We start from the raw sequence: 12,518 nt of genomic DNA, 5'->3' as shown, positions 1-12,518 counted from the left end.
CGCCGTTCTTCCTGTCCGATGCTGATTAATTATAGCCCGGATTCTGTACAAGATTGGAGTTCGCAATAATATCCGAAGCAGGAAGTGGGAACAGCGTCCTATACCCCGCAACGGCCTGACCTGCAAGTACACCACCTTTAAAAGGCCAGAGGTAATTATCACCCGTAAATTTGCCATAGCGGATTAAATCCGAACGTCTAAATCCTTCCCAGTATAATTCTTTCACACGCTCATTGAGAATATCATCCAAAGAAAGATTCGTTAAGTTCCCACTGTTGTTTCCATAGGCACGTACACGCAGTTTATTGACATAGTCCAGCGCCTTGGCCAAGCTGCCGCCAGAGCCGCCACGCAATGTAGCCTCAGCATAGATCAAGTTCATCTCTGCCAGACGGATCAACGGGAAATCCACCGAAGCAACGAAACCTTCAGCTGCCGGAGGAGCAGTTTTTCCGTCCTTGTTCACATTGCGGAATTTGGTAACCGCCAGCCCTTGCTTATAGACAGCGATATCTTCAATTTTAACGCTTGTATTTAAGTGAAACATTGCCCTCTTGTCCGTTGCTCCGCTGTAGTCTCCGAAAATCGTTGCGATATTGTCACGTGTCCGATTTCCGGCCCAACCGCCGCCGGGTACACCGAAAGAAGTGGGATCCATGGTTGCGTCAATAGCTGCATTGATCAGATAAGTTGTACCACCCTTGCTCTGTGTTTTGGTACCATCATAAGGCAGATAGAAAATAAATTCAGGGTTGTTCACATCATTATCCGCGTAAAAGAGCTCCCGATAATTTGTCCCCAAACTATAGCCCGAGTTCAGTACTTTTTCTGCATATGTAATCGCTTCGGTATATTTCTTATTTCCAGCACCCAGGTAAACTTCCGCATTGAGGTATAAACGAGCCAACAGCCCCCATGCCGCAACTTGATCGACACGACCATATACATTCTGTTTGGCACCTTTTAGCTGGCCTGCAACTTCCAACAGCTCTTTCTCTACATACGCAAAAAGTTCAGGTCGTTTGATCTGGGGCGGCGACACTTTTCCGACAGGAGTTTCTTCGGTTACAAATGGTGGATTTCCAAACAAATCAAGCAGCACCCAATAATTATAAGCACGTAAGAATCTTGCTTCGGCACGATAATAAGCGATTTCTTTTTTATCGGTATCTGAAATACCGCGTTCGGCCAATTTAGCATCTGTACTTTCTCTTAAAAATTCATTGACAAGTGTGGCACTATAGACACAGCGGGTATAAAGACCACGGAGCATGGGATTGCTATCGTCAAAATCGAGGTAATCCAGTCCGCTAATCCCCGAATCATTGAGCCAGGCACAGGCGGCCTCATCGGTCGTAAGTTCCTGTGCGTTCCAAAAGAGGCGTAAAAAATCCGATGTACCGGCATCCAATCCTCCCAGATCAGAATTATTCGGCCCCGATGTACTGGTTAAGGTCAATGATCCATATAATCTTGCGAAAGACGAGGTATAGCCTTTAAAATCACTGTAGGCTACATCTGCAGTTACGTCGTTGGTCGGTTTTAGATCCAAATCCTTATGGCAGCTGCTCAGTGCTATAGCCAGCAAGCATACACCTATATATTTATTTAATTTTTTCATTGTTATATCGTTTAAAAACTCACATTTACACCCAATACATAAGTCCTTGGCCTCGGATAAAAGCGATCGTCTATACCGTTCGATATCTCGGGGTCAACACCTTTATAATTGGTGATCGTAAATACATTTTGTACAGTTGCAGAAATCGACATTGAAGCGTTACTATTCCGGATAAATTTTCCAAGGTTATAACTCAGGTTGACATTATCCATTTTCAAAAACGAAGCGTTCTTGATGTAGTAATCACTTCTTAGCTGTTTGAGCAGAAAATTGGTATTAAAGAAATCCACAGGTGCATTATTGATCACCAAAACGGCCTGATCGTTGATATTTGCCCCGCTTCCCAAATTAGAGGAAACATTGTCGTAGACATAATTATCCAGATTTGCGCGCAATACCGTTGTTGCCGACCATTTTTTATAGCTGTATGCCGCCGTAAAACCCAAAAGATATTTCGGTAACGGTGATTTATACAGATAGCGATCGTTATCGCTGATAACGCCATCTCCATTACGGTCAACATAGACACCTTCGACAGGATGCCCCTGTTCATCATATACCTGTTGGAAAACATTGAAACTGTTTGGCATGAAATTAACCTTATGCGCCTGGATATTTCCGCCTGTACCACCACGGATACCACCGGTCTCTACAATAAAGTTTGGATCATCACTCTGTGTCAGATTGGTTACTTTACTCTTATTATAAGTTAGGTTAAAACCGATGTCCAAGGTCGAATTATCCGTTTTTAGCGGGACGAAGTGTACATTAAACTCCAGCCCCTGGTTTTCCATGTTACCCACGTTGGTCAACAGGAAATTGCTAAAGTTAGAGCCTACAGGAACGGGAATCGTGCTGAGCAGGTCTTTGGTCTTTTTCGAGTAATAATCCACGCTACCATAGACCCGATTGTTGCTAAAGCCAAAATCAACTCCGGCATTATAGGTTGTTGTATTTTCCCAACGAATGTCTTTATCGTAGGCCACAGGTGAATTTAAATAGTAGTATTCATCACCAAAGCGATACATCGACTCGTTGCCGCTGATGGTATAATTAGGCAAATAAGAGTAGTTGGCGATGCCATCTTGCTGCCCGGTTTTTCCATAACTTAAACGGAGCTTCAGTTCGGACACTGCAGCTATATCTTTTAAAAAGCCTTCATTTTTGGCGCGCCAGGTGAATCCGACAGAAGGAAAATATCCCCAACGGTTATCAGGACTAAAACGGGAAGAACCATCCGACCGCAAGGTTCCCGACAGAACATACCGGTTGTCATAGGTATAAATCAGACGCCCATAATAAGAGATCAACAGGTTTTCGGGTTTATCAAAAGGTCGCGTTGGCTCATTTAGGATCTTATCACCTTCCGCATTTGTACGGTTAAAATTATAAACCTTACTGCTATTTTTATAGTAGCCATAGCCCAACGTCGCGTCTATCGTACTTTTGATTGTAGGTAATTCCTTATCATACTTTAAATAAAACTCCAGCGTTTTATTGTTGATATCGGTTTTATATTGGGTTCTTTCACCCCCTTCATTAAAATTACGTGCAGCTATCGCTGGTGTAAATGTGTTCCCTTTCGAACGCGCCAGATCGTATCCCACGTTTAAGTTGGCATGCAGCTCCGGCAGGAAATGAAAACTATAATCCACCTTTGCATTGCCGATACTTCTAAACACATCGCCATTATCTTTGCGTAAATCCAATAAGGCTAAAGGATTTCGTGGTGCATTGGGATTAGGTTTCTCCCCTTGAATCCATTCATAATATCCGCCAAAACTATTTTTATCATCCACATAGACAGGTTGGGTCGGGTCGAACTGAATGGCAGCTCCGATTGCGTCTTGCGTCGCAAATTTCGATTTTGACCAGGTACCACGGACATTTACATCCAATGAAAGATGGTTATCCAGAAATTTTGGCGTTAATGCCAATGCAGCAGTAGTTCGTTTTAAGTTATCATTTTTCAATACCCCATCCTGGTTCATATAGCCCGCAGATATACGGTAAGGCATATTGCCCGCTTTGGAAGCAATGTTAACGTTATTATCCGTTGTAAATGCATTGCCATAAATCACATCCTGCCAGTCGGTATTTGCTGTTCCCAACAACTTTTTCATGGCATCACTACCATTTGTATTGACATAATCGCGGATTTGATCGGCGTTGAGCAACTTTACTTTATTGGCTACGGTAGCCAATGAATTCTGTGTAGAGAAGTTGATCTGTGTTCCTGAGCGACTGCCTTTTTTTGTCGTGATCAAAATAACCCCATTCGACGCCCGCGAACCATAGATGGCTGTTGCATTGGCATCTTTCAAGATTGTAAATGTCTCGATATCATTTGGGTTAATCAAACTTAATGGGTTAGCTACCCCAGATACAGAACCACCTGCCAATGGAATTCCATCTACGACAATTAACGGATCGTTACTGGCGTTCAATGAAGCTCCGGTACGGATACGGATGGTGCTTCCTGCACCCGGCTGCCCACCACTTGTTGTAATCTGTACGCCTGGAACTTTCCCCATAATGAGTTGCTCCGGCGAGGAGATCTGTCCTTTTTGAAAATCTTTTGCAGATACTGTGCTGATTGAACCCGTCAGATCACTTTTCTTTTGTGTACCATAACCAATCACCACAACCTCTTCCAGTGCACTGGTATTGGATTTAAGGTAAAGGTTTAACGGCTGATGTCCATCGTTGACCTGGATCAAGGTATCCAGGGTCGCGTATCCGACCATACTTACTTTCAGACGTAATTTCCCTGTTTGTAGTCTATCCAAGCTAAAATCCCCATTCGCATTGGTAGACAGTGATTTTTGAATATCCTCGAAGCGCAGTGTAGCACCGACCAAGGAACTCCCCTTCTGGTCCATTACTCGCCCTTTTAGCGTTGCCTGTTGCGCAAATGCCGAAGCACTTACACCGAGTAGCATGCTCAGAGCCCAAAATGGACGTGATAGCTGTTTGTTCATAAAATAACTGTTTATTTATTTAGTTTTGTTTTGCTTATCAATTGGTACTGCCCGGGTAGGAGACTCAATTTTGACTGGCCAGACCAATTGAGCTCTTTTCCCGTAAAATTATCGACCCACTGCCCCTGCAACGCTGCTGGCAAGGCAAAGTCCACACTTTCTACACCAAAATTGCCAAGTACCCCTACTTGTTGTCCCTCCTTTTCGAGAACAAAATATTTAACGGCATCTTTCATAGCCGATGTCATAATCGTCCCGTTTTGGAAAATGCTATTTTTGGTTTTGAAACGCGTGAGTTTGGCGTAGGTCTCAAAGAGCTTTTTGCGATCATCTTGTTGTAGATAGCTCCACAACAATGGTTTTTCGCCTGTGCGCCCATTTTCATCGATAGACACATCATAGCCGTATTCGCCAAACTGCCAGATCATCTTAGGTCCGGGCGAAGCCAATAAAAACACGGCGGCCTGTTCCATACGTTTTAATGCCGTGATGAGGTTCTTGATGTTATAGCTACCTGACGAATTGCCGTAATTCAGGCATTTGAACAGCAACCGCTGTTCGTCATGACTTTCCATATAAGACACAAACGAAGGTTGTGTCATACCGTGGCCCGAAGGGAATAATCTGCCTAAATCCGAGCCGTTGTTGGCATTCCAGCCCATTGCCGCCTCATTGAAGACCGCATTCATGTTGTTCCATAGCAACATCCCCGATTGCGCAAGTTCGGCCTCTTCCTGATCTCCGCCAAGATGTTCGAGAATAATATAACACGAGGGATCGATGCTGCGAATATGCTGCTGGTATTGCTTCAAGATAGCCACACGTGACGCATCGTAAGCATTCCATGCACTTAAATCACTTTCTGAGGTACCCGAATTTTTCTGTGTAAACCCTTTAGACAAGTCAAATCGGAACCCATCAATCTTGTACTCCTGCATCCAATAGGTCAAAACATCCTTAACAAAAGTCTGTGTATAGCTACTTTCATGGTTAAAGTCGAAGCCAACATTGAACGGATGCGTGGCAACCGTATTGAACCAAGGGCTATTGCCAGCTACGTTGCCCTGCTCAAAATAAAGCTGTACTAGCGGGGATTGACCAAAAGCATGATTAAAAACAACATCCAAAATCACGGCAATACCATTTTCATGACAAGCGTCTACGTAGGCTTTCAAGTCATTTTTCAAACCATAATATTTATCCAAAGCGCGGTGGAAAGAAGGATTATAACCCCAGGTCGAATTCCCCTCCGATTCCTGTACAGGCATAAGCTCGACCGCATTTACACCCAGCCGTTTTAAATAAGGCAAAGAGTCTTTCAATGTGGTATATTGATGTTGTTTGATAAAATCACGGACCAAGAGTTCGTAAATAACTAAATCACCTTGAGCTGGCTTATTAAATAGCGTGGTTTTCCATGAGTAAGACTTGGCTGGAAGATCCAATACACCAACTACTCCCTGCGCAGCAGCGGGATAAGTGGGTACAGCCGCCGCGGTCAGTCCGAGTGCCGCGTCGTTTTGCGGATCAAGAATCAGCTCAGCATAGGGGTCGGCGATATTCAGCTGACCGTCCACCAAAAACTGATAAGTCTGTTTTTTAGAGAAATCCAGATTCGATACGGTAACCCACCAGGTTTTGCCATCTGGTGTCTGGCTCATCGCATGGGCTGGTAACGCTTTATAGTTATTAAAATCGCCCAAGACATACACACTCGTTTTTAATGGCGCTGTGAGCGCAAAACTGACCTCCCCTTTTTCCCTGTTTATCGTTGTTCCGTTTGGATTGATGCCGATCGGGAGTGCAGCGATGGTAGGTTTTGATTGCACAAATAACTGTGCTTTACTGAAATATATTTTGCCCTCGGCCTCAAGACGTGCTTCAAGCTCGTGCAGGCCATTGCTCTGTAGGCTGAGCGATTTTTCTAATGACAGTCCAGCAGAAGATTCAGCAAGCAATAAACCATTATCCCAGATACTGATTTTTCCGGACTGCGTTGCCTGTACTTTTAGCTTCAGATTATCCCCAACGGTGTACATCTGCTCCAGGATAATTGGATCTGTGGGTTGGAGCGTAGGCGAAACAAAACGAATGGCCTGTGTATTGCTCGTTACAAGAGGAAGAAATAGATCTGAATTATTTTTGTTTCGTTGGACCAGCGACCCATCACCATTGCGGACTAAAAGTGCCATCTGACCAAACTCTCCGCCATTAGTCAGGTTAAAAAATTTGGAGGGGGTAAATGTGAATGAATATAAACCAGCAGAAACAAATTTAAGTTTATAAGCATTGTCATTCTTTGACCAATCTGTTGCTACATGTTGCCAGCTGCCCCCATTGACAGGAATCAATCCGGCGTGTAGGTACAGGTCGGTAGTACTACCTTTTAAAGCCGCATTTCCTTTCGAAAGATCAAATTGAAACGTAATTTCCTGATCCCAATAGATAAATGGGGCGGAAAGATTGAGCAAACCAGATCCTTGCTGTTCAATAACAGGAGGTTGCTCGACATCCACGATATCTTTCTTATTTGCACATGATGATAATAGGACAATCACCCAGAGATACCCTATTAAACGAGAGATATGCTTCCCCATCGATAATTAGCTTTACTTGGAATCTGAAATTGGGAACGTTCCCGAAATCAAGGTAAAAAGAAATCGCTTGTGGCGATTTGCTGGATTTCCCTATCCAATATTTTATACAAATTGATTATTTAAATATTTTCGGGAATGTTCCCGAAAGTAATCAAAGCTAAATAATGGGATTACAAAAAACAAATATTTTTTTTCTTATTTCAGGCTAGATTTTTGAAAAATAAGCTGGGAATCAAGGTAAACCGAATTAGCAAACTTAGTATTTTCGGGATCTTCCATCTTATCCAATAGGTATTTTGTTACTAATTGCCCCATTTCATAGGCTGGTTGTTTCACTACGCTCAGTGCCGGGTCAATTAGATCGGCGATATCCAAACAAGAAAAGCAAATGATTTTAAGATCTTCAGGAATACGAATTTCGAGCTGTTTGGCCACCCGTATACTCGAAATAGCAAGACGTTCTACCGAGGCAAATATGGCATCGGGTTTCTCCTGTTCGATCAAGTCGGCGATATCTTTCATATTCTGATCAGCATCATTGACCGTATCCAAAATAAGCGCTGGTCTGATCGGAATCCCCACTTCCTGCAGCGCCTTTTCGTAGCCATCCTTACGCACCTTACCAATAGAGACATTCGGATTAATCGCAAGGTAAGCGATCCGTTTACAGGCATTATCGATCAGGTGTTTGGTTGCCAGGTAAGCTGAATCAAAGTCATTACCCGTAATATACCCCCCCTTCCAATCGTCGTATGCACGGTCAAAAAACATGACCGGAATGCCGCGCTCTGCCAAAAGTTGTAAATGCGAATGGTCTTTACCCTCACCCGAAGCCGAAATGATAACGCCATCCACCCGTCCATTGGCTAGTGAACGTACGATTGAGGCTTCATTTTGCACCTGATGATCCGTCACATAAATCAAGGTATGATAACCCTTGGAGCGCGCCACAGCCTCAATTCCTTTGATGGCTTGCGAGAAAAATTTATTACCAAATTCGGGAATAATAATCGCAATCGTCAGACTTTTATTTGCCTTTAGACTACTCGCATAAACATTTGGCGAAAAACCGATTTCTTCGGCCATAGCCAAAATCCGAGCTTTTGTCGCTGGATTAATGTCCACGTTATCCCGAAATGCACGGGAAACGGTCGATTTTGACAAGCCGAGTTTTTTGGCCAGATCTACTATTGTTAATTGCGACATATCAAGATTCCCTTTGCTGTTCGAATGTAATAATTGTTGGATACAAATAAAGCAATTATCTGTCCAGAATAGCAAATTTTCTTTTCAAGTTCTTCTCGCCACTCATCTTGATGTGCCATTGTTTCGTTGATCTATATAGACATTTAAAAATGACGTAAACTGATGTTCCATATCACTTTCACCGGAGTTCAAGTACTCCTCAATCTGCAATTTTAGCTGCCCCTACATTTTCTATTGATGCGGTTAATAACCTCACATGGATCCGCATCTCCTTTGGGATTCTTTCAAATGAAATCAAGCCCAATATATCGTCTTTCCCTTTAATCGTCAATTTGAATATTTCAAAAGCAGCTTCTTCATCCTAATTGAAGAAATACCTACCTGCCGGTAAGTTCTTGAAATCACTTGTCACAACAGGAGCAATTTCGATTAAATAGGACTGATTCGTAGCAACTTCGAATGCCAATTTCGGCCTGTCAAAAAATTAGTTTTACTTGATACCTTTTTCGGGTTTAGTTATAACTTTATTCGATACTTATTCGGTGCTTCTTCGGTACTTGCTCGGTGCTTCTTCGGTGCTTCTTCGGTTGTGAACGAATAAATACCGACTAAGCTCCGAGTAAATTCCGTTTATAAAACGAGTAAATAACGAAGTTGACTATAAGAAAATAGGAGCTCAAACTTATCAAGTAGGCGATTCGATTTCCACACCCTGTTACTGCCAAAAACAGGGTCTTTCGGGATTAAATTGTTGTAGATATATTGATCAATAAACATACAGACCTGACAAAAAATTCTTGTCAGGTCTGTATCGAAAACTTATATTAAAGACTAGAACTTTCTAAAATCCCATTCCCCGCGATAAGGGCGACTGCGCATGAGATTAGCATAGTCATTGTCGAACTGTTCTTTTTGTGGATTCCATTTTAAATCCTTTTGAAGTTCATACGCAATATTGATGGCATTGCACACTGAGCTCGTCCGGTGACCTATTTCAACATCACAGATAGGCTTACTTCTTTTTTTGATCGCATCAACCCAGTCCTGATAGTGATTATCACTATAATACAAACGACGATCAGAAGCAGTCAGTTTAAGATTTGCCAAATTTTCCGGGTTCGATCGGATAAATTCCCGGCTTACTTCAATCTTACCTTTTTCACCGATAAATTGGATCGCATTATGTACTCCCCACTGCACATGGTTTACGCGAACGCCATTGGCATAGCTAAACGAGAGCCCGCTATTGCTGTTGGCCTCCTTGGGTGGATTAAACTGAACAGGGCCCGATTCATCCATACCCAAGGCCCATTGCACGATGTCAAACATATGTGCACCCCAATCGGTGATGTAACCGCCACCAAAATCGCGGTAACCACGCCACCAAGCCCATTTATCGTCCTCTAAAGGTGGGCTTAATATCGGATTATAACCCCGATATGGTGAAGGTCCTACCCACATATCCCAATCGAGATAATCGGGGGCTGGCATGGAGGGAAGGTCACATTGTTTGACCGGTTCGCCCACAGAAACATTGATTTCCTCGATTTTGCCGATATAGCCATTGAGAACCAGTTCTGCTGCCTGTCTAAAATTATAGGAAGAACGCTGCATGCTGCCCGTCTGAAATACACGTTTATATTTTCGGGTTGCATCGACCATTGCACGACCTTCGGCAATGGTCAATGCAAGGGGTTTCTCACAATAAATATCTTTACCAGCTTTAGCCGCATCAACTGCAATCTGCGCATGCCAATGATCGGGTGTAGCAATGACAACAGCATCAATATCTTTCCGATCCAATAGTTCCCGATAATGATGATAGGCCTTGATGTCGGTCTGTGCTTTTGACAATTCCGTTTGTTTTTTCGTTGTCGCAGCAATAAATGCTGCCAACTTATTACGGTCTACATCACAGGCAGCCAGACTTGCAATTTCCTTGCAGCGATTGAGGCCATTCATCAAGGTATAGGATTGTTTTCCGACACCAATAAATCCAAGATTGATACGATCACTTGGCGCAAGAAATCCATTGCCTCCCAACACAACGCGCGGGACAATTGTAAAAGCCAAAGAGGATACAATTCCCTTGGCTATAAATTCTCTTCTTTTCATTCTTTATGGATAGTTTATTTTTCTGCTTGCCTTATACGTATTTATCCGTTTCTTGGCGGCAAAATGGTTTATGTATGGATGATTTGTTCAGGTTTTCTTAAAGATAGTTTATTCTTGTATAGGAACCAAAGTAATCGAAGCAATCTCGGGCAAAGTATCGCCTTCGATGGCTGTAGCCTGCAAAATCACCTTGGTACTGGGCTCACCAATTACTTGCTGGGATACCTCAATGATCCCCATAGCCACTTCCTTAAATTTAGCTTCTTTTTCAGCTACGAATGTCCACTGGATCTGCTGCCCGAGTATCGAGAGTACAATTTTTCCGTGCTGCTTGCTATTCGCCAGATAATTGACGAGCACACGATACTTCCCTGGTTTTTGAATTTTGATATCCCAAAAAACTTTATCCGCAAGGTCTTTCCATTGACCAATGGCGTTCGGGCGGTTTGGATCATGGGTATGTGCACCAATAATTTTTAATCCCTTTCCTTCCTGTAATTTTGCATTATTTGCGTTCATCACGATACGTCCATCTGCCTGTGTTTGGGTCAGGCTTTCCTCAACAATTGGCTTTCCCTGGATTTCGACCACAATAACCTTCGGTCCTTTCTTATTGTCGAAGATATCGACAGGAATTGCTGGTCTTCCGTTTTCTAAAGTGGATTTTAAGTTCATTTTAGGTGAAGCTAGGGCGTAGACAGCCGTCACTTTATTTTTGATGGGCAGATTTATTTTTCCATCGGCCGGACGATCAAAAACATGCAGATACAGCTTCCCATTTTTTTGGGTACAATACCCCCAATCCAAGGCTTGGAAAGGACTCGCGGTGGTACCGTAAATAGATTCGCCATTGACCTTCATCCATTCCCCGATTTGCTCCATAATCCGCACCGCAGGTTCAGGAATGGCTCCGTCACCATCGGGTCCGACATTTAACAGGAAATTTCCCCCTTTACTCACCGTTTCCACAAATAATTGCATGATCTTGGGAAAGCTTTTCCAATTTTGGTCATGGGCGCTATACCCATAACTTTCATTCATGGTATGGCTTACCTCCCAGTACATACCCGGCAAACCTGTTGGTGGAATATATTTTTCGGGAGTTCCGATATCACCGTTCTTATTTTCGAGTCCGTTCCAAAATCGATTATTGATAATAATATTAGGCTGCCATTTGATCAGGTCTGTCAAAATATGCTTTGTCCCCCAGGCTTCCCCCTCATGCTGTTTACTGCTGAAATCGGGCCACAGCACGTCCAGCCGCCCATAGTTTTGTGCAAGTTCCTTGATTTGCCCATAGAGATAGGCTTTGTAACGTTCATGATCTGGCTGATGCTTATTCACATTCGGGTTCAGCTGAAAAGCTTCATAAGAATCGGGATGCTGCCAATCCAAGAGCGAATAATAAGCTCCTACTTTCATTCCCTCCTGACGGAAAGCATCCATAATTTCGCGGTAAAGATCTCTTCCTTTCGGCGATAAATTTGCCGTACCCGTAACATCATTTTTCAAAGCATAAGGTTGCTGGCTATTGAACAGGCTAAAGCCTTCGTGGTGTCGGGAGGTCAGTACCATATACTTCATTCCCGTTTTTTTCGCAAGGCGTGCCCAGGACTTTGGGTCAAAAGAACCTAAAGTAAATTTTGGTTTCAGTACTTCGGCATACTGCTTACTGGGAATTTTCCCCCAGGTTTGTATCCATTCGGCATAATGTTGTGGATATTGTTTCCCTTCAAAAGAACCACCTGCAGCACTGTACAATCCCCAATGGATAAATAACCCAAAACGGGCCTCTTTAAACCATTCCATACGTTTATCTTGCGTCTCCTGCCAACCTGCAACACCTTCATACGGTGGCGATTTGGTCTGTGAAATAGCAACATCGGTCATACACAGCAACATTCCCACAGCTGCTGCACATTTCCATTTAAAAAAATTGATTTTCATCATGATATAGATTTATACATAAAAGTTCATTTATTCGGATTGCAAGCTATC

Annotated in this window: 6 protein-coding genes; all 6 read right to left on the bottom strand. The window is 43.1% G+C overall.

The window, feature by feature from the left end:
* Nucleotides 1-25: 25 nt before the first annotated feature.
* On the bottom strand, nt 26-1,621 hold the full coding sequence (locus tag BV902_RS08865; RefSeq protein WP_075991629.1) for a RagB/SusD family nutrient uptake outer membrane protein: 1,596 nt from the start codon (nt 1,619-1,621) through the stop codon (nt 26-28).
* A gap of 11 nt (nt 1,622-1,632) precedes the next feature.
* Complete coding sequence (locus BV902_RS08860) at nt 1,633-4,602, bottom strand: SusC/RagA family TonB-linked outer membrane protein (protein WP_075991628.1); 2,970 nt, start codon at nt 4,600-4,602, stop codon at nt 1,633-1,635.
* 11 nt (nt 4,603-4,613) lie between these two features.
* On the bottom strand, nt 4,614-7,199 hold the full coding sequence (locus BV902_RS08855) for an alpha-amylase family glycosyl hydrolase (protein ID WP_075991627.1): 2,586 nt from the start codon (nt 7,197-7,199) through the stop codon (nt 4,614-4,616).
* 195 nt (nt 7,200-7,394) lie between these two features.
* The gene (locus BV902_RS08850) at nt 7,395-8,405 is read right to left on the bottom strand and encodes a LacI family DNA-binding transcriptional regulator (RefSeq protein ID WP_075991626.1); all 1,011 of its coding nucleotides are present in this window, start codon (nt 8,403-8,405) and stop codon (nt 7,395-7,397) included.
* 831 nt (nt 8,406-9,236) lie between these two features.
* The gene (locus BV902_RS08845) at nt 9,237-10,520 is read right to left on the bottom strand and encodes a Gfo/Idh/MocA family protein (protein WP_075991625.1); all 1,284 of its coding nucleotides are present in this window, start codon (nt 10,518-10,520) and stop codon (nt 9,237-9,239) included.
* Nucleotides 10,521-10,628: 108 nt separating this feature from the next.
* Complete coding sequence (locus tag BV902_RS08840; protein ID WP_083663536.1) at nt 10,629-12,470, bottom strand: alpha-L-fucosidase; 1,842 nt, start codon at nt 12,468-12,470, stop codon at nt 10,629-10,631.
* Nucleotides 12,471-12,518 lie beyond the last annotated feature (48 nt).

This window comes from Sphingobacterium sp. B29 (genome assembly GCF_001952815.1).
Taxonomy (GTDB): domain Bacteria; phylum Bacteroidota; class Bacteroidia; order Sphingobacteriales; family Sphingobacteriaceae; genus Sphingobacterium; species Sphingobacterium siyangense.
Note: the sequence above shows the minus strand (reverse complement) of the source record. Positions and strands in the feature narration are given on the sequence as shown.